Origin of the sequence: Streptomyces inhibens (assembly GCF_003389455.1) — a bacterium.
In the GTDB taxonomy this organism is placed as follows: Bacteria; Actinomycetota; Actinomycetes; order Streptomycetales; family Streptomycetaceae; genus Streptomyces; species Streptomyces inhibens.
This window is the reverse complement of the sequence record NZ_QUAC01000142.1, coordinates 13,315-33,925: the sequence shown is the minus strand read 5'-3', so window position 1 is coordinate 33,925 and position 20,611 is coordinate 13,315. Positions and strand designations below refer to the sequence as shown.

Annotated in this window: 20 protein-coding genes; 12 read left to right on the top strand and 8 right to left on the bottom strand. The window is 71.5% G+C overall.

The genetic code is table 11. The annotated features are described in order from the left end of the window. The first annotated feature begins 13 nt into the window (after window positions 1-13). A complete protein-coding gene (locus DY245_RS18300) occupies window positions 14-814 on the top strand; it encodes a VOC family protein (protein WP_128508333.1) in 801 nt (266 codons plus the stop codon). Between the two features lie 98 nt (window positions 815-912). On the opposite strand, the gene DY245_RS18295 is transcribed toward DY245_RS18300, so the two are convergent. The 3 genes from DY245_RS18295 to paaK all read right to left on the bottom strand — a co-directional run bounded on the left by DY245_RS18295 (window position 913) and on the right by paaK (window position 3,958). After that, the gene (locus DY245_RS18295; protein ID WP_128508332.1) at window positions 913-1,578 is read right to left on the bottom strand and encodes a class F sortase; all 666 of its coding nucleotides are present in this window, start codon (window positions 1,576-1,578) and stop codon (window positions 913-915) included. After that, window positions 1,575-2,384 (bottom strand): hypothetical protein, encoded by an 810-nt coding sequence (locus DY245_RS18290; protein WP_128508331.1) that lies wholly within the window; start codon window positions 2,382-2,384, stop codon window positions 1,575-1,577. The genes DY245_RS18295 and DY245_RS18290 overlap by 4 nt, the downstream gene beginning before the upstream one ends. 257 nt (window positions 2,385-2,641) lie before the next feature. After that, window positions 2,642-3,958 (bottom strand): phenylacetate--CoA ligase PaaK, encoded by a 1,317-nt coding sequence (gene paaK / locus DY245_RS18285; RefSeq protein ID WP_128508330.1) that lies wholly within the window; start codon window positions 3,956-3,958, stop codon window positions 2,642-2,644. Between the two features lie 122 nt (window positions 3,959-4,080). Between paaK and DY245_RS18280 the strand changes: the two genes are divergently transcribed. Both DY245_RS18280 and DY245_RS18275 read left to right on the top strand, forming a co-directional pair. After that, window positions 4,081-4,779: an alpha/beta fold hydrolase gene (locus DY245_RS18280; RefSeq protein ID WP_128508329.1), complete on the top strand. Its 699-nt coding sequence runs from the start codon at window positions 4,081-4,083 to the stop codon at window positions 4,777-4,779. A 98-nt stretch (window positions 4,780-4,877) separates the two neighbouring features. Next, window positions 4,878-5,498, top strand: coding sequence for a chorismate mutase (locus DY245_RS18275; protein WP_128508328.1), 621 nt, complete (start codon window positions 4,878-4,880; stop codon window positions 5,496-5,498). Window positions 5,499-5,552: 54 nt separating this feature from the next. Here DY245_RS18275 and DY245_RS18270 read toward each other — a convergent pair whose 3' ends face one another. Next, a complete protein-coding gene (locus DY245_RS18270) occupies window positions 5,553-7,181 on the bottom strand; it encodes an acyl-CoA synthetase (protein WP_128508327.1) in 1,629 nt (542 codons plus the stop codon). 163 nt (window positions 7,182-7,344) lie between these two features. Here DY245_RS18270 and DY245_RS18265 point away from each other — a divergent pair, with 163 nt between their 5' ends. The 5 genes from DY245_RS18265 (at window position 7,345) to DY245_RS18245 (ending at window position 11,740) form a co-directional block, all read left to right on the top strand. After that, complete coding sequence (locus DY245_RS18265) at window positions 7,345-8,145, top strand: crotonase/enoyl-CoA hydratase family protein (RefSeq protein ID WP_128508326.1); 801 nt, start codon at window positions 7,345-7,347, stop codon at window positions 8,143-8,145. Between the two features lie 15 nt (window positions 8,146-8,160). Then, entirely contained in the window at window positions 8,161-9,132 is a 972-nt protein-coding gene (locus DY245_RS18260; protein ID WP_128508325.1) for a Zn-ribbon domain-containing OB-fold protein, read from the top strand. Further along, a complete protein-coding gene (locus DY245_RS18255) occupies window positions 9,132-10,184 on the top strand; it encodes a thiolase domain-containing protein (RefSeq protein WP_128508324.1) in 1,053 nt (350 codons plus the stop codon). Before DY245_RS18260 ends, DY245_RS18255 begins: the two co-directional genes overlap by 1 nt. Next, window positions 10,181-11,362, top strand: a complete 1,182-nt coding sequence (locus DY245_RS18250; RefSeq protein ID WP_128508323.1) for a thiolase domain-containing protein — start codon at window positions 10,181-10,183, stop codon at window positions 11,360-11,362. Before DY245_RS18255 ends, DY245_RS18250 begins: the two co-directional genes overlap by 4 nt. Window positions 11,363-11,500: 138 nt before the next feature. Next, window positions 11,501-11,740 (top strand): DUF397 domain-containing protein, encoded by a 240-nt coding sequence (locus DY245_RS18245; RefSeq protein WP_128508322.1) that lies wholly within the window; start codon window positions 11,501-11,503, stop codon window positions 11,738-11,740. 117 nt (window positions 11,741-11,857) lie between these two features. On the opposite strand, the gene DY245_RS18240 is transcribed toward DY245_RS18245, so the two are convergent. Beyond that, window positions 11,858-12,586, bottom strand: a complete 729-nt coding sequence (locus DY245_RS18240; protein ID WP_128508321.1) for a leucine-rich repeat domain-containing protein — start codon at window positions 12,584-12,586, stop codon at window positions 11,858-11,860. A 48-nt stretch (window positions 12,587-12,634) separates the two neighbouring features. Then, window positions 12,635-13,363 carry a maleylpyruvate isomerase family mycothiol-dependent enzyme gene (locus DY245_RS18235; RefSeq protein WP_128508339.1) on the bottom strand — a complete coding sequence of 243 codons (729 nt, stop codon included), beginning with the start codon at window positions 13,361-13,363 and terminating at the stop codon, window positions 12,635-12,637. A 178-nt stretch (window positions 13,364-13,541) separates the two neighbouring features. On the opposite strand from DY245_RS18235, the gene DY245_RS18230 reads away from it, so the two are divergent. The 3 genes from DY245_RS18230 to DY245_RS18220 are packed head-to-tail and all read left to right on the top strand — an operon-like array spanning window position 13,542 to window position 15,153. Next, window positions 13,542-14,150, top strand: coding sequence for a CGNR zinc finger domain-containing protein (locus tag DY245_RS18230; RefSeq protein ID WP_128508320.1), 609 nt, complete (start codon window positions 13,542-13,544; stop codon window positions 14,148-14,150). A gap of 10 nt (window positions 14,151-14,160) precedes the next feature. Next, the gene (locus tag DY245_RS18225; protein ID WP_128508319.1) at window positions 14,161-14,598 is read left to right on the top strand and encodes an ACT domain-containing protein; all 438 of its coding nucleotides are present in this window, start codon (window positions 14,161-14,163) and stop codon (window positions 14,596-14,598) included. A 54-nt stretch (window positions 14,599-14,652) separates the two neighbouring features. Then, window positions 14,653-15,153, top strand: a complete 501-nt coding sequence (locus DY245_RS18220) for a hypothetical protein (protein ID WP_128508318.1) — start codon at window positions 14,653-14,655, stop codon at window positions 15,151-15,153. Between the two features lie 111 nt (window positions 15,154-15,264). On the opposite strand, the gene DY245_RS18215 is transcribed toward DY245_RS18220, so the two are convergent. After that, window positions 15,265-17,271, bottom strand: a complete 2,007-nt coding sequence (locus DY245_RS18215) for an N-acetylmuramoyl-L-alanine amidase (RefSeq protein WP_128508317.1) — start codon at window positions 17,269-17,271, stop codon at window positions 15,265-15,267. A 356-nt stretch (window positions 17,272-17,627) separates the two neighbouring features. Further along, complete coding sequence (locus DY245_RS18210; RefSeq protein ID WP_128508316.1) at window positions 17,628-18,761, bottom strand: aminoglycoside phosphotransferase family protein; 1,134 nt, start codon at window positions 18,759-18,761, stop codon at window positions 17,628-17,630. Between the two features lie 284 nt (window positions 18,762-19,045). Between DY245_RS18210 and DY245_RS18205 the strand changes: the two genes are divergently transcribed. After that, the gene (locus DY245_RS18205; protein ID WP_128508315.1) at window positions 19,046-20,569 is read left to right on the top strand and encodes a DNA-binding protein NsdB; all 1,524 of its coding nucleotides are present in this window, start codon (window positions 19,046-19,048) and stop codon (window positions 20,567-20,569) included. Window positions 20,570-20,611: the final 42 nt, after the last annotated feature.

The window sequence follows — 20,611 nt, the reverse complement described above, 5'->3', positions numbered from 1 at the left end:
CGGAGGACCACCCATGCTGACCACCAACTACGTCCCGGGCACACCGAACTGGCTCGACCTCGGGGCCCCCGACATCGACGCCGCCGTCGCCTTCTACTCCGCCGTCTTCGGCTGGAGCTTCCAGTCGGCCGGGCCGGAGGCCGGCGGGTACGGCATGTTCCAGCTCGACGGCAGGACCGTCGGCGCCGTCGGTCCGCTGACGGAGGAGGGCGCGAGCTCCGCCTGGACGGCGTACTTCCAGACCTCCGACGCGGATGCCACGGCCAAGGCGGTGGAGCAGGCCGGCGGCGCGGTGCGGGTCCCGCCCATGGACGTCTTCACCGCGGGCCGGCTGGCAGCCTTCACCGACCCGACGGGCGCCGACTTCGCCGTGTGGCAGCCGGGTGACAGCAAGGGCCTGGAAACGGTCATGGAGCCGAACACCCTGTGTTGGACGGAGCTGTACACCACCGACGCGGCCGCGGCGAGGGACTTCTACCGCTCGGTCTTCTCCTGGAGCTATCAGGACATGCCGATGGGCGGCGACCTGGTCTACTCGGTCGTCTCCGCGCCGGGCGGCGGCCAGGGTGACGACACGGGGCACGGCGGCATCATGCAGTTGCAGAAGGAGCATCTGGCCGCCGGTTCGACATCGGAGTGGCACCCGTATTTCGGTGTCACCGACTGCGACGCCACCTTCGCCGCGGCCACCGACCACGGCGCCACGGTCCTGATCCCGCCGACCGACGCTCCGGGCGTCGGCCGGCTGGCGATGCTCAAGGACCCGGCGGGCGCCCCGTTCGCCCTGATCAAGGGGGACCCGACGATGGTCTGAGCGACGACGGCCGTGGTGCCGGGCCGGGCCGGTCAGCAGACAGCCGGAGACCGACGTCCCGAGAAGACGCCGGCCTCCGGCATCGGGTCAGCAGGCTGCTATTCCGCCCTGGCCGGTTCGGCGAACACCACCACGTTGTCCGGGTAGTAGTGCTGCGACTGGTCGTAGTCGCCACCACAGGTGATCAGACGGAGCCCCGGGTGGTCGATGTTCTTGTAGACCTCGATGGTGGGGAACTTGTTCTTCGGGTACTGCGCGACGCGGCTGACGGTGAACTTCGAGGTCTTCCCGTCGGCCCGCGCGACCTCGATCGTGGCACCGGCCTTCAGGGAGGACAGCCGCTGGAACACCGACGGCTTGCCGTTCCAGCTGACATGGCCCGCGATGACGGCCGGACCCTTGTCGCCGGGTGCCGGGCCGGGCGTGTACCAGCCCGCCTTGTCGGGGTCGACGGGCGTTTCCATCGTTCCGTCCTTCTTCTGCCCCAGCGATTCGAGCGTGGAGGAGACGTTGAGCGACGGAATGGAGAGCCGCTCAGGAGCCGCCTTCTGCGCGTTCCCGGTCTTCTGTTCACCCCCTTGACCGTTCTCGGTTCCCGATCCGGGGGGAGCGGCCTGGCCTCTCTGCGCGGGCTGCTGTCCGGCGGGAGCCGGCTGCGACGCCGGCTTCTCGCCCCCGCAGCCGCCGAGCAGGAGAATCGCTCCCACCGCGGCGCAGGACGCGGCTTTGCGCTTCCAGCGGGCTGTCGTCCTGCGGGCCGTCATGCGGCGCCCTGTCCGGTCGGCTCGGTGGAGACGGTGGCGTGCCTCCTGCGGCGCACGACCAGCGCTCCGGTCGCCGCCACGAGGGCGAGAGCGCCGGCGCCCACCAGCGCGGCGGGCAGTTCGCTGCTGTCGGCCGTTCCGCCACCCGTTTCCACGCCACCCACCGGAATGGAACCGACCGCCGCGCCTTCGACGATCCCGCAGACCGCGGGCGCGGTGGCCTCCTGGGGCAGTTTGGGATCGAGTTCGCTCTTGCCCGCGCCGAAGTCGTACTTCTTGTTGCCGTTCGGGTCGATGCCGTGCTGTACCACGTGGAGGTCCTTGATGTGATCGACCACGTCCTGGGACACGGGGATGGTCCGCTCGTAGGAGAGGTTCCCCTGGGCGTCCGCCTTGGGCATACGGTCGACGGCGAGCCCGCTGTCCGGGCCGGTGTCACCGTCGGTGGTGAGCGTGATGTTGATATCGCCGTAATGCACCGTGGCTTCGGTGTTGTTGACGATCCCGTCGCCGTCCGTGTCGGCGCTCGCGTCCGGGCACTGGAAGTCGTGGCCGTCGGTGGAGCCGTGGATGTGCTGGGCGTGCGGCTGCCCCGGGACAAGTCCCTTCGACTCGATCTTCACGGTCAGTTGGTTGCCGTTGAGACTGAGCATCGCCGTACCGCTGCCCCCCGAGTTGTTCAGCTGTTTCAGGTTGATCTGGAATGCCTTCTCCGCGGCGTGCGCCGGAGCGGCGGCCGCCGAGAGGGCCAGGGCGACGGGCAGAGCGAGGAGGGCGGCGAGGCGAGTGCTGCGCTGGGCTGTCACAGTCGTTCGTTCCCTTCGGGCGGTCCCCGTAGGGATCGCCGCGGTCTCGTCCAAAGGGCCCGTGCGACGGTGTCATGCGGCCTGAGCGGCCGCCGGTCGTTGCCCGGGCGCAAGTAGCAAGTAGCCAGTAATACGCAGCGCACTGACGCGATGTTCATCCTGCGCGCGAAGACCCGCTCCCCACCGGCCGCATCCGACTCGCCCCGGCCCCGCGCACCAGCTCGGGGCAGGCGGGGCGGGCCCAGGCAGGACGAAAGTTATCCCCGGTCCCGCGGCCGGGCGTCGACGATGCGCTTGATCTTCCCGACCGAGCGCTCCAGCGTCTCCGGACCGACGATCTCCACCGCGACCGAGACCCCGATGCCGTCCTTGACGCCGCGCGCGATCAGCCCGACCGCCGCCGTGCGCTCCTCGGGCGTCGCGTCCGGCCGGGCCTCGGCGCGTACGGTCAGCTGGTCCATCCGGCCCTCGCGGGTCAGCTTGAGCTGGAAGTGCGGGGCCACGCCGGGCGTACGCAGCACGATCTCCTCGATCTGTGCGGGGAAGAGATTGACCCCGCGCAGAATGATCATGTCGTCGCTGCGCCCGGTGACCTTCTCCATCCGGCGGAAGGCGGGGCGCGCGGTGCCGGGCAGCAGCCGGGTCAGATCCCGGGTGCGATAGCGGATGACCGGCATCGCCTCCTTGGTGAGCGAGGTGAACACCAGCTCGCCGTGCTCACCGTCCGGCAGCACCTCGCCGGTGATCGGGTCGACCACCTCCGGGTAGAAGTGGTCCTCCCAGATGTGCAGCCCGTCCTTGGTCTCCACACACTCCTGGGCGACGCCGGGACCCATGACCTCCGACAGCCCGTATATGTCCACGGCATCGATCGCGAACCGCTCCTCGATCTCGCGGCGCATCGCCTGCGTCCATGGCTCGGCGCCGAAGACGCCCACCTTGAGCGAGGTCTTGCGGGGATCGATGCCCTGCCGCTCGAACTCGTCCAGCAGGGTGAGCAGGTACGACGGCGTCACCATGATGATCTCGGGGCGGAAGTCCTGGATGATCTGCACCTGCCGGCCGGTCATCCCACCGGACGCCGGCACGACCGTGCAGCCCAGCCGCTCCGCGCCGTAGTGGGCTCCCAGACCGCCGGTGAACAGCCCGTATCCGTAAGCGATATGAACGGTGTGACCGGGCCGTCCGCCGGCCGCGTGGAGGGAGCGGGCGACCACATCCGCCCAGTGCGACAGATCGCGTTCGGTGTAGCCGACGACCGTCGGACGGCCCGTGGTGCCGCTGGACGCATGAATGCGGCGGACCTTCTCCTTGGGGACGGCGAACATCCCGAAGGGGTAGTGGGCGCGCAGATCATCCTTGACCGTGAACGGGAAGCGGGCGAGGTCGCCGAGTGAGCGGCAGTCCTCGGGATGCACCCCGGCCCGGTCGAAGGACTCGCGGTAGAACGGGACGTGGTCATAGGCATGCTGCAACGAGGCGCGCAGCCGTGTGAGTTGCAGCTCGCGCAACGCGTCCTTGGAGAGCCGTTCCGCTTCGTCGAACGTCTCGCCGCCCGCAGCCGCTTCCGGCATGGAGTGTCACCGCCTCGTGTCCCTACCGATCATTCGGTAGCCGCATGCGGGTCCAAGTAATCAGCGCGCGGCGAACACGTCAAGGGGCGTGGCGCAGACAGTCCCCGGGTAGCGTCCAGCACATGAGTGACGTCCGGAAAGTGCAGGTCGGTGAGGTCCAGCTGGCGTACCGGGTGTGGGGTGAGGAGGACGCGCCCCCGGCCGTGCTGCTGCACTGTCTCGGGGAGGACGGTGAGGACTGGCGCGGTGTGGTCGGCCGGCTCGCCGGCACCCATCGCGTCTTCGCCCTCGACCAGCGGGGCCACGGGCTGAGCGACTGGCCGGGCGAGTACGGCTTCGAGCGGTGGCGGGACGATGCGATCGGCTTCCTCCGGACGCTCGGGCTGGAGCAGGTGACCCTTATCGGACACTCGCTGGGTGCGCTGACCGCGCTGCTGCTGGCCGCGGAGTGCCCGGAGCTGGTGGCCCGCCTGGTCCTGGAGGAGGCCGCCCCGCCGCTGCCGGCCGATCCGCCGCAGGAGCTGCCCGAGCAGCCGGCGGGTCCGCAGTCGTTCGACTGGCGCGCCAAGATCGCGGTAGTGGCGGAGCGCAACGCCCCCGACCCCTTGTGGTGGGACGCCCTGGTCGAGATCACCGCGCCCACCCTCGTCATCGCCGGCGGCCCGACCAGCCACATCCCACAGGAGCACCTCGCCGAGATGACCGACCGGATCCCCGGCGCCCGTCTGGTGACGGTCGAGGGCGCCGGCCATCTCGTCCACGAGGAGCGCCCGGGCGAATTCCTCGCCGCGGTCAACTCGTTCCTGACGCCGCGCCCGTAGCCCGCGGAGCCCCCGAAAGCCCGGTTCCCTTAGGCTCACGGCCGTACGCCGTCCCGGTAACTCCCCTCGGCAGCCCCGAGATTCACGAAAGGCCGCCCGTGCAGCCGACCACCTCGATACGCCGCGCGCTGATCGCCGCCGCCACCGCGACCGCCCTGTTCACCGGAGCCGGCGGGGCCGTCGCGGCGCCCGCCGCCCCGCCGGCCGCGGCCACCGCCACCGCGCACTCCCCGTACGGCCAACTCCACCCGCTCGCCGCGCTGTCCGCGGAGCGGCTGGCCACCGGCGACCTGGTGGCCGCGGCGAAATGGGGCACCGGCAGTCCGATCGACGATCCGGCCCGCGAGCAGGAGGTGCTGAACGCGGTGGCGGAACAGGCCCGGCAGCTGGGCGCCGACCCGGAGGCGACGGTGCGGATCTTCCGGGACCAGATCGAGGCCAGCAAGATAGTTCAGCGTGGACTGCACCGCGCGTGGGACGCGGACCCCGGCCGGGCGCCGACCGAGCGCCCCGATCTCGGCGAGGTGCGCAAGGAGATCAACCGCATCAACGGTGAGCTGGTGCGGGCCATCGCCGACTCCCCGGCCGCCCGCTCCGCGCCGTACTGCGCCCCGCTGCTGGCCGCGGCCGCCGCGCACGTACGGCACGAGCGGCACCTGGACGGCCTGCACACGGTGGCGCTGGCCCGCTCCCTGCGGTCGGTCTGCGCCGAAGCCTGATCCGGGGGAGCCCCGGCGCCCGGCCCGTCCCGCCGCCGGGCACGCGGGACCGGCTCACGCCTCCCGTTCGCCCGCCGCCACCGCCTTCGCCCAGCGGTAGTCCGCCTTGCCGCTGGGCGAACGCTGGATACGGTCGGTGAAGACGACGGCGCGCGGCACCTTGTAGCCCGCCAGGCGGGTCCGGCAGTGGACCTGGACGCCCTCCAGGTCCAACGGTGCCGCCCCGGAACGCAGTTGGACCACGGCCGCGACGCGATGGCCCCACCGCTCGTCCGGCACCCCGGCCACCAGCGCGTCATACACATCCGGATGGGCCTTCAGCGCCTGCTCGACCTCCTCCGGATAGACCTTCTCCCCACCGGAGTTGATGCACTGCGAGCCCCGGCCGAGGACGGTGACGATGCCCTCCTCGTCGACGGTGGCCATATCGCCGAGCAGCACCCATCGGTCGCCGTGCGCCTCGAAGAAGGTCTCGGCGGTCTTCTTCGGGTCGTTGTAGTAGCCCAGCGGGACGTGTCCGCGCAGTGCGAGGCGGCCCACCTCGCCGGCCGTCACCGGCTCGTGCGTCACCGGATCCACCACGGCCATACGGGAGTTGACGCGCAGCCGGAAGCCGTTGTCCGGGCCCGAGTCATCGGTGGCGGTGCCGTTGAAGCCGGACTCGGAGGAGCCGAAGTTGTTGAGCAGCAGGGCATCCGGCACCAGCGCGCTGAACTGGGCGCGTACGGTCTCGGAGAGGATCGCCCCGGAGCTGCTGACGCTGAAGAGCGAGGAGCAGTCGGTGCCCTTGAGCGGCCCGCCGAGCGCATCGACGAGCGGGCGCAGCATCGCATCGCCGACCAGCGAGACGCTGGTGACCCGCTCCCGCTCGATGGTCCGCAGCACCTCCTCGGGCACGTACTTGCGGTGGATGACGACCTTCTGGCCGAAGTGGAAGGCGATGAACGCGGTGAGGGTGGAGGTGCCGTGCATCAGCGGGGGTGTGGGGAAGAAGACGATCCCCTCGCCGCCGGCCGCGACCCGCTCGGCCAGTTCCCGCGGCCGCTTCACCGGCTCGCCGGTCGGTGCGCCGCCGCCCATCCCGGAGAAGAAGAGGTCCTCGTGGCGCCACATCACGCCCTTGGGCATGCCGGTGGTGCCGCCGGTGTAGATGACGATCTGGTCGTCGGCGGAGCGCGGGCCGAATCCGCGCGCGGGTGACCCGGCGGCCTCGGCGTCCGCGAGCGCGACGGGCGCGATCCGCGGTTCGGGGGAGCCGGCGGGCGGGGTGCCGACCCGTACGAGATGGCGCAGCCCGGGTGTGTGGGGGAGGGCGGCGGCCACCCGCGCGGTGAACTCCGCGTCGAAGACCAGCGCCACCAGGTCGGCGTCCCGGTAGAGGTAGACCAACTCCTCTTCCACATAGCGGTAGTTGACGTTGACCGGTACGGCGCGGATCTTCAGGCAGGCGTAGAGGGCCTGGAGATATTCGATGCCGTTGTAGAGGTGCAGTCCGACGTGGTGGCCGGGGCCGATACCGCGCTCGCCGAGGTGATGGGCGAGGCGGTTGGCGGCGCGGTCCAGTTCCGCGTAGGTCAGCCGCCGTTCGGCGCCGGAGCCCGGGTGGTCGAGGTACACCAGCGCCTCACGGTCGGGAACCGTGTCGACGATCGACTCGAAGAGGTCGGCAAGGTTGTACTCCACGTCTCCTCCAGACCGGGCGGGCGTCGGCTTGGCGGTCATTAGAGCGCCGTGGCGAGGAGCAGGGAAGGGCCACGGCCAAGAAATCTGACTGTCTGTCAGAAAAGCCTTGAAGTCGCTGTGCGGCTACTGCAACCTGTTCTACGTCTTGAGACGGGAGGACGGAATGGGTGGTACGGAACATCTGACCGTGGAGCGCGTCGGCGCGACACTGGTGCTCACCCTCAACCGGCCGGAGGCGAAGAACGCGCTCTCGCTGCCGATGCTGGTGGGCCTGTACGACGGCTGGGTCTCCGCCGACGAGGACGACGGGATCCGCTCCATCGTCCTCACCGGCGCCGGCGGCACCTTCTGCGCCGGAATGGACCTCAAGGCCCTCGCGGGCGACGGGATGGCCGGTGAGCAGTACCGCGACCGGCTGCGCGCCGACCCCGACCTGCACTGGAAGGCGATGCTGCGGCACCACCGCCCCCGCAAACCCGTGATCGCCGCCGTCGAGGGCCACTGTGTCGCCGGCGGTACGGAGATCCTCCAGGGCACCGACATCCGCGTCGCCGGCGAGAGCGCCACCTTCGGGCTCTTCGAGGTCAGACGCGGGCTGTTCCCGATCGGCGGCTCCACCGTCCGCCTCGCCCGCCAGATCCCGCGCACCCACGCCCTGGAAATGCTGCTCACCGGCCGGCCCTACCCGGCGCCCGAGGCCGCGCGCATCGGACTGATCGGCCATGTCGTCCCCGACGGCGGCGCGCTGGGCAAGGCCCTGGAGATCGCCGAACAGATCAACGGCTGCGGACCGCTCGCCGTCGAAGCCGTCAAGGCCTCCGTCTACGAGACCGCCGAGATGACCGAGACCGACGGGCTCAAGGCCGAACTCGCCCGCGGCTGGCCCGTCTTCGACACGGCCGACGCCAAAGAGGGCTCTCGGGCCTTCGCGGAGAAGCGCCCACCCGTCTACCGGCGCGCCTGACCCAAGGAGTCCCGCATGCCAGAGGTCCGCACGGCGCCCCTCGTCGTGGAATTCCCCTTCACCCGCTCGCTCGGCCCTGTGCAGAGCGCCTTCCTCACCGGGCTGCGCGAGCGCACCGTCCTCGGTGTCCGGGGGAGCGACGGCCGGGTGGTGGTCCCGCCAGCCGAATACGACCCGGTCACCGCCGAGGAGATCCGCGAGCTGGTCCAGGTCGGCGCGAGCGGCACCGTCACCACCTGGGCCTGGAACCCGGCGCCGCGCCGCGGCCAGCCGCTCGCCACCCCCTTCGCCTGGGTGCTGGTCCGCCTCGACGGCGCCGACACCGCACTGCTGCACGCACTGGACGCACCCGGCCCCGACGCCGTACACACCGGTATGCGGGTCCGTATCCGCTGGGCCGCGGAGCGCACCGGCGCGATCACCGACATCGCCTGCTTCGAACCGGAGCGGAGCGAACCGGAGCAAAGCGCCGGCAACGGCCGCCAACCCATCCCGCACGACGGCGAGTTCGCCGACCCGGTCACCGGTATCACCACCCCCGCCCGGCTCGACTACACCTACTCGCCCGGCCGCGCCCAGTCCCGCTACATCGACGCGCTCGCCGACCGCAAGACCATCGGCGAGCGCTGCCCGTCCTGCCGCAAGGTGTATGTCCCGCCCCGCGGCGCCTGCCCCACCTGTGGCGTCGCCACCGACGCCCAGGTCGAGGTCGGCCCCCGCGGCACCGTCACCACCTTCTGCATCGTCAACATCAAGGCGCGGCATACGGCGAATCTCGATATCGAGGTCCCCTACGTCTACGCCCATATCGCCCTGGACGGCGCCGACCTGGCCCTGCACGCACGCATCGGCGGCATCCCGTACGACCAGGTCCGGATGGGCCTGCGTGTCGAACCCGTGTGGACCGACGACGGCCGCTTCCCCGACCACTACCGCCCCACCGGCGAACCCGATGCCGACTACGACAGCTACAAGGAGCTGATCTGATGCGCGAGGTCGCCATCGTCGCCTTCGGGCAGAGCGATCACGTCCGCGACAGCGCGGAGACCTCCGAGGTCGAGATGCTGATGCCGGTACTCCACGACGTCCTGGCACAGACCGGCCTCAAGGCCCGGGACATCGATTTCACCTGTTCCGGCTCCTCCGACTACCTCGCCGGCCGCGCCTTCTCCTTCACCATGGCCCTGGACGGCGTCGGCGCCTGGCCGCCGATCTCCGAATCCCATGTCGAGATGGACGGCGCCTGGGCGCTGTACGAGGCCTGGGTGAAGATCCTCACCGGCGAGGCGGAGACCGCACTGGTCTACGCGTACGGCAAATCCTCGCCCGGCGACGTCCGCGAGGTCCTCACCCGCCAGCTCGACCCGTACTACGTGGCCCCGCTGTGGCCCGACTCCGTCGCGCTCGCCGCCCTCCAGGCCCGCGCCCTGATCGACGCCGGCCTGACCGACGAGCGTGAACTGGCCGGTATCGCGGCCCGCAGCCGCACCGCCGCCGAAGCCAATCCGCACGCCCAACTGCGCGGCCCCGTGCCGGCCGGCGAGCACCTCGTCGCCCCGCTGCGCACCGGCGACTGCCCGCCCGTCGGCGACGGCGCGGCCGCCGTCATCCTCGCCGCCGGCGACACCGCCCGCCGGCTGACCGACCGCCCCGCCTGGATCCGCGGCCTCGACCACCGCATCGAGGCCCACAGCCTGGGCGTCCGCGACCTCACCGACTCACCGTCCACCCGGCTTGCCGCACAACGCGCCGGAGCCTTCGAACGGCCCCTGGACACCGCCGAGTTGCACGCCCCCTTCACCTCCCAGGAGGTCGTACTGCGCCGCGCACTGGAACTCGACGCCCCGGGCAGCACGGTCCGGATCAACCCGTCCGGCGGCGCACTGGCCGCCAACCCCGTCATGGCCGCCGGACTGATCCGGCTCGGTGAGGCCGCCGCCCGTATCCAGCGGGGCGAATCGGACCGCGCCCTCGCGCACGCCACCTCGGGGCCGTGCCTGCAGCAGAACCTGGTCGCCGTCCTGGAGGGGGAGTCATGAACAAGGCTGCGACAGCGAAGGAGTGCGTGGCCGTCGTCGGCATCGGCCAGACCAAACACGTCGCCGCCCGCCACGATGTCTCCATCGCCGGACTCGTCCGCGAGGCGGCCCGGCGAGCCCTGGACGACGCCCAGTTGACCTGGGCGGACATCGACGCCGTGGTGATCGGCAAGGCCCCCGACTTCTTCGAGGGCGTGATGATGCCCGAGCTGTACCTCGCCGACGCCCTGGGCGCCGTCGGCAAACCGATGCTGCGGGTGCACACCGCAGGCTCCGTCGGCGGCTCCACCGCCCTGGTCGCCACCAACTTGGTCGCCGCCCGGGTCCACCGCACCGTCCTCACCCTCGCCTTCGAGAAGCAGTCCGAGTCCAACGCCATGTGGGGCCTCTCCCTGCCGATCCCCTTCCAGCAGCCCCTGCTCGCCGGCGCCGGCGGCTTCTTCGCCCCGCACGTCCGCGCGTACATGCGCCGCACCGGCGCCCCCGACACCGTCGGCTCCCTCGTCGCCTACAAGGACCGCCGCAACGCCCTCAAGAACCCCTACGCGCACCTCCACGAGAAGGACATCACCCTGGAAAAGGTCCAGGCCTCACCGATGCTCTGGGACCCGATCCGCTACTCCGAGACCTGCCCGTCCTCCGACGGCGCCTGCGCGATGATCCTCACCGACCGCGCCGGGGCCGCGCGCTCACCGCACCCGCCGGCCTGGGTGCACGGCGGGGCGATGCGCAGCGAACCCACCCTCTTCGCCGGCAAGGACTTCGTCTCCCCGCAGGCCGGCAAGGACTGCGCCGCCGACGTCTACCGGCAGGCGGGCATCACCGACCCGCGCCGGCAGATCGACGCGGTGGAGATGTATGTCCCCTTCAGCTGGTACGAGCCGATGTGGCTGGAGAACCTGGGCTTCGCCGACGAGGGCGAGGGCTGGAAGCTCACCGAGGCCGGCGTCACCGAACTCGACGGCGACCTCCCGGTCAACCCGTCCGGCGGGGTGCTGTCCACCAACCCCATCGGCGCCTCCGGCATGATCCGCTTCGCGGAGGCCGCCCTCCAAGTACGCGGCCGGGCCGGCGACCACCAGATCGACGGAGCCCGCCGGGCCCTGGGGCACGCCTACGGCGGCGGCGCCCAGTTCTTCTCGATGTGGCTGGTCGGCGCCGACTCCCCGGCCGCCTGACACCCCTCGGGGGCGGGTGCGCCGGGTCGGCGCGCCCCTCCCCGAGCCACCACTCCACCGCCTCGCCACGTCCTCTGTCCGTCCCCGGACACAGTGGTTAGGCTGACCGCGGACGACGAACCGGGAGGAGCGGGGAACGTGGCCGACAGCATGACCGAGGAGCGGCTCGCGGGCGGACCCAGGCCCGAACTCGACCTGACGCAGGCCGAGTGGCAGTCGAGCAGCCAGGGCGTGGGCGACGTCCAGATCGCCTTCGTCGAGGGCTATATCGCCATGCGCAACCGCCGCAGCCCGGAGATCCCGGCGGTGATCTTCTCTCCGGCGGAGTGGCGCGCTTTCGTGCTGGATGCCCGGGACGGCGAATTCGACCTTACGTAGCCGAGCCCGGCAGCGGCCGGCCGGTGCCGCAGGGCCCGCCGCTCGCCTGCGCCCACGGCACGCCGACCGGTCTGCTCATGGCCGGAGCCGAGGTGGCCGGCGGATCCGCTCCGCCGGTCACGTGAGCACCACACATCCCCTCTCCCGCAGCTCCCGGACCGTCGCTGCCGCGTCATCCACGGTGTTCCAGCGCAGATCCAGCTTCTCCAGCGACGGCAGCCGCACGATCCACGGCGGCATCTCCTCGATCCGATTGCCGCGCAGATCGATCCGGCGCAGCAGCGGCAGCGCGCGCAGCGCCTCGGGGACGTGGGGCAGGGCGTTCTCCCGCAGCTCCAGCACCCGCAGTTCGCGCAGCGCCCCGGCGCTCTCGGGCAGCCCGCTCAGCGCATTGCCGCCCAGCCACAGCTCCCGCAGCCGGCCGAGCCGCCCGATGGACTCCGGCAGCGCGGTCAACTCCGCTTTCTGCGCCCGCAGTTCGACCAGCCCGGCCATCTCGCCGAGCGCCGACGGCAGTTGGCCGAGCGGATTCTCGCCGACGTTGAGATAGCCGAGCCGGTCCAGCCTGCCGAGCGTGTCCGGCAGCGCGGTGAGCCGGTTGTCGTGCAGATAGAGATAGCGGGTCAGCCCCGCGAGGCGGCCGATCTCGTCGGGCACCGACGCCAGAGCGTTGTGGCCGAGGTCCAGGGTGTGCACCGCGTGCAGCCGGCCGAGCGCCGCGGGGATCTCGGTCAGGGCGTTGTCGGCGAGGATCAGCACCTCCCAGTCCTCGCGCCGCCAGATCTCGGGCGGCAGTGAACTCAGGCCCGCCTTCCAGAAGTTGAGGGTGCGCGGCGTGGTGAGCACGGGTGCGGTGTCCTTCCGTGAGCGGTGTCGGAGGCCGGCGGGGGTTCGCTACGGCCAGTCGAGCAGCTCGGGCAGCGGGGCCTTCGCCCCCGACCGACGGCAGTCGAGCGGCTGGTGCGGCGCACGGCCGGCCATCCAGGCGGTGAGATCGGTGAGCGGGCCGCGGACGGTCACCGTCTGCGCGGCACCGGATCCGTAGTGCCGCGTGAGCGAGCCGTCGGTGGCCTCCAGTACGAGGTGCAGATCCTTCGGTGCGCGCGGCGCCAGGTGGTCCAGGAGGTGGCGGCACAGCTCCCGCGGCCAGTCCCGCGGTCCGTGGCCGATCCGGGCGTCCGCCGTATGGATCGCCAACTCCCGCCACCAGCACAGCAACGCGGTGCGCAGATCACCGTCGCGGTAGTGCACCGGGCGCGACCAGTCGGCCGGGCCGACCGCCGCCCAGGCCGCCGACGCCTCGGTCAGCGCGGCCCGTACGGCGTGTCCGAGCGCCGCCGCATCGCGCACCGCACCGGCCTCGATCCCGGCCGCGCGCGCCGGGCGGCCGCCGTCGTACGGCTCGATCAGCTCACCGCGCAGCGCATAGCGGGCCTGCCGGGCCATGGCCAGGCCGATGCCCTCGATATGGGAGAGGACATGGGCGCGCGACCAGCCGGGCAGCGCGCTCGGCTCACGCACCTGGGCGTCGGTGAGCGCGGGCAGCAGGGCACGCAGCCGCCGCTGGCCCGCCTCGACCTCGGCCCGTACCTCCTCGGCGGGCAGCGCCCGGTCCGTCGTCATGGTCACGGCAACCCCTTCGTCCGGTGATCGATGGCGCGGCGGTGGGCCGGCCGGGTGGGTTGGAGCGAACGTGGGCAGCTCGCCCGCGAAGACCGGGAGGCCGCACGGCAGTTGACGTAGCTCGGCCATGCCGCCCCCGGAGGTGTTAATGGCTGTCGGCGACGTTACCATTAGCTTCATGACCGCAACACGGCTCGCACTGGATCTCGCCGTCACCATCCGCCACGACGGCCACGGCGGCGTCGCCGACGACCTCGCCGATACGGCCGGCCTCGCGGCATGGCTGCGCGAGCGGGCCGCGCTGCTGGACTGCGCCGCCGACCCGGTCATCCCGGACCAGGCGCTGCACACCGCCGTACGGGAGCTGCGGGCCGCCGTCCGGTCGCTGTTCGCGCGCGCCGTCCGGCCCGGACCACCCAGCTCCGCCGACGCCCACCGGCTGCTCCCGGAGAGCGAGGCGATCGGCCGGCTGAACGCCGCCGCGGCCCTGGTCCCCACCGCACCGCAGCTCAGCTGGGACCCCGGTGCGCCGCCCGAGCTGCGGCTGCACCCGGCCGGCTCCCCACCCGCCGCCGACCGGATCGTCGCCGCGCTGGCCCGCGCCGCCATCGCCTTCCTCGACGGCCCCGACCGCGCGCTGCTGCGGGCCTGCCCGGCCCCGCGCTGTGTGCGCTACTTCGTCAAGGATCACGCCCGCCAGGAGTGGTGCACCCCCTCCTGCGGCAACCGCGCCCGGGTCGCCCGCCACCACGAACGACGCCGGGAAGGGCGGGACGGCGCACCGTAAGGTGGGCCGCATGACGGGCGAACACGATCTCCAGGTCCTGCTGAGCGACATGCGACCCGAGCTGAACGAGGGCCGCTATGTCTTTACGACCGTGCCCGGCGCTCTCCCCGAGGGCCTGACGCCGGTCGTCACCGTCGCCGAGCCCGAAGGCCACACCCTCGTCGTCCGTCAGGAAGAGGCCGACCGGGCGGGCCTGGCGTACGACTATGTCGCCGGCTGGATCACCCTGCGGGTGCACTCCGCGCTGGACGCCGTCGGACTGACCGCCGCCGTCGCCACCGCACTCGCACAGGCCGGCCTCAGCTGCAATGTCGTCGCCGGCTTCCACCACGATCACCTCTTCGTGCCGTACGACGCCGCCGACGAGGCGCTGCGCCTCCTCGGCGCGCTGGCCGGCCGGGCCACAGAAGCGGCAACAGGGCGGCCGGCGGCTTCGCCCACCGGGTGACGCTTACCTCGACGTCCGCGCGGCGAGCCCGGCCGGGCCACGTACGATGGCGGCATGTCCTTCCTCCGCCGCCGCAGCGCAGCCACGCCCGCCGGGCCTGACTTCGACGTCCTCGCCATGGACCCCGGGGACTGGCCGGGCAATCTCGGAGCCGGGCTGCTGCCCGCGCCCGACGGGAGCTGCCAGGGCGTCTTCCTCCGCTACGACCTCTTCGGCGGCCGCGGCCCCGCGATGATCATCGGCAATCTGCCGGAGGGCTCCCCGGCCCGCGACCTCGACGACGACGAGGTGCCCTTCGAGGTGGCCCAGCTGCTCGCGGCGCTCGGCAACGACGAGCCGGTGACGGTCGTCGAGAGCGAGGACACCCCGGTGATGCACGACGACAACCTGCTGATCGTCAAGCGCATCAAGTGCTCCGAGGGCCGGATCTCCTGCGCCCAGTTCGACCGCAACGACGGCGTGCTGGTCACCATCGCCAGCTGGGACCGGCCGATCACCGACGACCTCTACGCCCTGCTCAAGCCGCTGCCGGCGGAGCTCTTCCAGCAGGGCTGAGCCCCGGCGCAGACAGCGGAGCGGACATGCCTCGCGCCCGGTGGACGGATCGCCGTCCACCGGGCGCGATGTGCTCACCCGACCGCCGGGCGAGCGGAGCCGGGGCCTGCCCTACGAATCCGATTGCCGCACGTCGACGTCGGCCGCCCGCACAAAGCCGACCCGGTGACCGAGCTGGATCTCGTAGTAGACATCCGCGCCGCGCACGATCGCGTGCTTGGAGACATCGAAGGTCGGGGCGTAGAAGTAGTCGCCCGTCATCCGGCCCCCGACGGCGTACTCCTGGCCGGCGGTGAGCTTGTACGGCAGCGGGGAGACCGTCTGGTACGGCACACCGGCCGGGTAGGCCTCCTTCTCCGGGTACGCGCGGCCGTAGACCGGGATCTCCTCCCGGCCTGCCTTCGGGGTGGCGATCAGCCCCTTGGCGTTCACCGCCGTCGGCTCGTCGTGCGGATTGTGGAACCACGCCATCTGGCCGAGGTACCAGATCGCCGTCCAGTCACCGGACCGGCCCGCCACCGCGAACCGCTGGCCCGTCGTGGCGCGGGCACCGGTGTCGTTCACGCCGTTCGTCGAGTCCCTGCCGTCCGGATGCAGCCCGACGTCCTTGACCAGCGGTGCGTTCTCGTCCGGCGCGCTGTACAGCCGCACCGCCGTGGAACCGTGCGGCGCGCAGGTGTCACCGGCCTTCTCGCAGCTGGTGTAGAGCGGCTTGTTCTCGTCGTAGTCGGGGAGGACGGTGACCAGCCCGCCGTGCGATCCCGCCGTGCGGTGGAACGGCTTGCCCAGCAGGGAGAAGTAGTGCGCCCAGTCCCAGAACGGGCCGGGGTCGGTGTGCATACCGGGGATCGTGGGCGTCGTCGTGCCGGGCACATTGTCGTGGCCCAGGATGTGCTGCCGGTCCAGCGGGACGTCGTACTTGCGGCTCAGATACTTCACCAGACGGGCCGATGTGCGGTACATCGCCTCCGTGTACCAGGCGTCCGGTGCGGCGAGGAAGCCCTCGTGCTCGATGCCGATGGAGTGCGAGTTGATGTACCAGTTGCCGGCGTGCCAAGCCACGTCCTTGGTCGGCACATGCTGGGCGATCAAGCCGTCCGAGGAGCGGATCGTGTAGTGCCAGGACACATACTTCGGGTCCTTGATCAGCTTCAGGGTGACGTCCCAGGACCCCTCGGTGTCATGGATGATGATGGCGTTGAACTTCTGGTCCTTGGGGCGGTCCGCCAGATCGTGGTTGCCGTAGTCGTTGCCGTCGAACTCCTCGTACGGCGCCGGGACCGACTCGCAGGCGACGTTCCAGGGGCACTCCAGCGCGCGCCCGGCGCCCGGCGCGGCCGCCCGGGTGGCGGGACCGCCGAGACGTTTCTGCTGTGCGGTGTCGGGAGCGAGCGTGGGCGTGGCGGCCAGCGTGACCCGCTGCCCCGCGTCGGTCGTGCGCGCCTGGCCCTGGCGCATCACCGCGTACACCTCGTCCGCGAACGCCTTACCGCCGCGCGCACTGTCCTGGCCGCCGTAGCGCGCCACCGCCGCGTACCACTCGGCCGGATCCGCGCCGGCGGACAGCCCCAGCTTGCGCTGCTCCGCCGCGAGCAGCGCCGCCCCACCGAGCACATTCGCCGCCGGGTCCGTGCGCAGCTTCTCGGCCGGCAGACCGGTCAGCCGCGCGGCCGTGTCCAACGTACGCAGCCGGGCGGGGAGTTCGGCCGGCAGCGCGGCCCGCTCCGCCGCGTCGGCCGGCACCCGCTTACGGGCGCGTGCGCCGTCACCGCGGGCATCCTCGTCGCCCTCGCTGAACTCCGGCGCCCGCGCCAGGGCCGTGCGGGCGTCGGTCAGATGCATCGGGCCGTAGCCCCCGGAGACGCTGGGCGCGCCGCCGTGGCCGTCCCAGCGGGACTCCAGATACGAGACGCCGAGCAGCACACTGCGCGGCACATGGAAACGGGCGGCGGCATCGGTGAAGGCGCGCTGCAGATCGTCCGTCCGGGGCTGCCCGGCGCTCGCGGACGGTGCTCCCGAGAGCGGCAGCAGCAGCACCGCAGCCGCGACGGCGGTGGCGGATCTGCGCAGGGCGGGGCGGTGGATTCTCTTCTCGTCTTCCGGGGCGGATCCTCGCAAAGCAACCTCCTCGAACCGGCCCGAGCCGGAGCGGTGTGACGGTTGGTGCGCAAACGGCCGTACGGGGCGGGAACCGAAAGACTAGAGCCCCTGTGACCCTAGAGCTATACGTTTGCCGACGGTCCGTCAATCACCATCTCGGGTCGGGATTCCGCATGTCAGGGCATCTTGAGAGGAGCCTTCCCGGACCGGTTGCCGGGCCTGCGAGGCGTCAGTGGAATGGACCAATGGCCAGGGCTCGGACGGCGGTGGCCACGGACCGGCCGGCGAAGGAGTCGAGCGAGGGCCGGACGGTGCACATGGGTGAGCGGCGCACCCCGTACCCGGGCGCGCCGCTCACAATCCCCCCTCGGCGGTCAGCGGGTGCCGACCGCCGCCCGTACCGCACGCCGCGCCATCTGGCAGTCGTCGTGCAGCCGGCGCAGGAGCAGCCGCTGCTCCTCGCCCGCCGCGGGGACCCCGGGTTGTCCCGGACCCGGCGTCCCCGTCGGCGTGGGCTCGCGCATGGTCCGTTGGACCGCGGTTTCGTAACGTCGGATCTCGCGGGTGAGCACCAGCATCAGATTCACCAGGAAGGCGTCCCGCGAGGCCGGTCCGGCATTCTGGGCGAGCTGGCTGATCTGTCGGCGGGCCACCGGGGCGTCACCGAGCACCGACCACAGCGTCGCCAGGTCGTAGCCCGGCAGATACCAGCCGGCGTTGTCCCAGTCCAGCAGCACCGGACCCGCGGGGGACAGCAGTACATTGTTCAGCAGTGCGTCACCGTGGCAGAACTGGCCCTGGGTGTGCGAGAGGCCGTGCAACAGCTTCTGCAGATCGCCCAGGTCCCGGTCGGTGAGCAGCCCCAGGTCGTGATAGCGGCCGATCCGGCCCGCGTAGTCCAGCGGTGCGTCGAACAGACCCGCCGGCGGGCGCCAGACATTGATCCGGCAGATCGCGCCGAGCGCGGCCCGTACGTCCGCGCGGGGAGGCGCCTCGGACGGATGCCGGGTCATGGCGGCGACCCGGCCGGGCATCCGCTCCACGATCAGCGTGCAGTTGTCGGGGTCGGCCGCCACGAGCCGCGGCACCCGTACCGGCGGGCGATGCCGGACGAATGCGCGGTATGCACTTATTTCCTGCCGGAACCTTTCCGCCCACGCGGGGGAGTGGTCCAGTAAACACTTGGCGACTGCGGTCATACGGCCTGTGGTGCCTACCAGGAGGACGGACCTGCCGCTGCGCCGCAGCACCTGGACCGGATTGAACTCCGGACAGATGCGGTGCACCGAGGCGACGGCGGCGCGCAGCTGAGCGCCCTGGGGGCCGGACAAGTCGAGTCTCCCGCTGAGCGGTTGGGTGCTCGCCCCCTGTGGCCGCCGGGTACGGCCGCCGGGGAGTCCGGTCACCGCCCCCGCAGAAGGCGAGGGAGCGAGATATGGCCCGCTTCCGGTGGGGTGCGGGCGGTACGGCCGGGTGGGGGCGGTCACGGAGGACGATGCTGCATACATGGGTGAGACAGATCCCTTCGTGCGCCGACGAGTTGCGTGCGCTCCCCGGCCCGGTGGAGGGAACCGTGAACGGGCCCCGTGCAGGAGGCCGATCCAGGGTCCCTGTGAAGGGCGCGCACCCTGGGGAATGCGGTCCCGCCACCGGGCCGGGGGCGGCATATCTACAGAACACGCGGCTGCGGGTGGCAGACCATCTGGCGCACCCTGGCGAACCCTGGCGAATGGTCGCAGCCCATGTCACGGCCGGTTACTGTCAACTCAGTCGAGGAACCTGGGGGCTTGACGTGGACAGAGAGCCGAACACCCGTCTCGCGGACCTTTTCGGCCTGGCCGGCTGGTCCAAAGGAGAACTGGCGAGACTGGTCAACCGGCAGGCGGCGGCCATGGGCCATCCGCAGCTGGCGACCGACACCTCGCGCGTGCGGCGCTGGATCGATATGGGGGAGAGCCCCCGGGATCCGGTGCCCAAGGTCCTGGCTTCCCTGTTCACCGAGCGCCTCGGCCGTGTCGTAACCATCGAGGACCTCGGGTTCGCAAGAACCGGTCGCTCGGGGAAGCGGCAGGCCATGGACGGTCTGCCGTGGGCTCCCGAACGGACCGCTGCGGTCCTCACGGAATTCACGGGAATGGACCTCATGCTCAACCGACGCGGCTTGGTGGGTGCGGGCGCTGCGCTCGCCGCGGGCTCCGCACTCACCGGCGCCATGCACGAATGGCTGCACACCGACCCGGCCCCCGCCCCACGCCCCGAGAACCCGTTCGCTTCCGACTCCTTCGACGAATTCGACCAGATCGGCCTCGACCGTTACGAGGCGGCCCCCGTGGGGTCGCAGGAGATCGATGCGCTGGAGCGCTCGGTCGAGGTGTTCCGCGCCTGGGACGCGGCCCGCGGCGGCGGACTGCAGCGCAAGGCCGTGGTGGGCCAGCTCAACGAGGTGGGCGGCATGCTCGCCTATCGCCACCCCGACCATCTGCAGCGCAGACTGTGGGGGGTGGCCGCCAATCTGGCGGTGCTGGCCGGCTGGATGTCCCATGACGTGGGCCTGGAGCCCACCGCCCAGAAGTACTTCATCATCGCCGCCCATGCGGCACGCGAGGGCGGCGACCGCCCGCGCGCCGGGGAGGCGCTCTCCCGCGCCGCCCGTCAGATGGTCCATCTGGGCCGCCCCGACGACGCGCTGGACCTGATGAAGCTGGCCAAGTCCGGCTCCGGCGAGGAAACCCTGCCGCGCACCCGCGCCATGCTGCACACCATCGAGGCCTGGGCGCAGGCGTCCAAGGGCCATGGCCAGGCGATGCGCCGCACCCTGGGCGAGGCGGAGGAGCTCTTCATCTCGGACAAGGGCGATGTACCGCCGCCGTGCTGGATGCAGATGTTCGACGAGGCGGATCTGCACGGTATGCAGGCGCTGGCCTTCCGTACCCTGGCCGACCACGATCCAGCGGCCGCCAGGATCGCCCAGCACCACGCCAAGCAGGCGCTGAGGCTACGGGAGAACGGCCGCCAGCGATCGCAGATCTTCGACTACATCTCGATGGCGTCGGCCTGCTTCATCGGCGACGACCCCGAACAGGCCGACCGCTACGCCAGGCTGGCGCTGGTGTCCATCGGTGAGAACTCCTCCCATCGCACCTGGGACCGGCTCCGTGAAATGTTCCGGCTCACCGGGCAGTACGCGAACTACGCCAAGATCCAGGACCTGCGCGAGGAGATCCAGGATGTCCTGCCGAAGGCGAAGCCCAAGGCCAAGGGGGTACGGCTCAGCCCAGGGCTCGGATCGGGACTCGGGGACACCTTCTCGGTCTGACCTGGTGTCTGATCGGTCTGATCGGTCTGATGCCGATCCGGT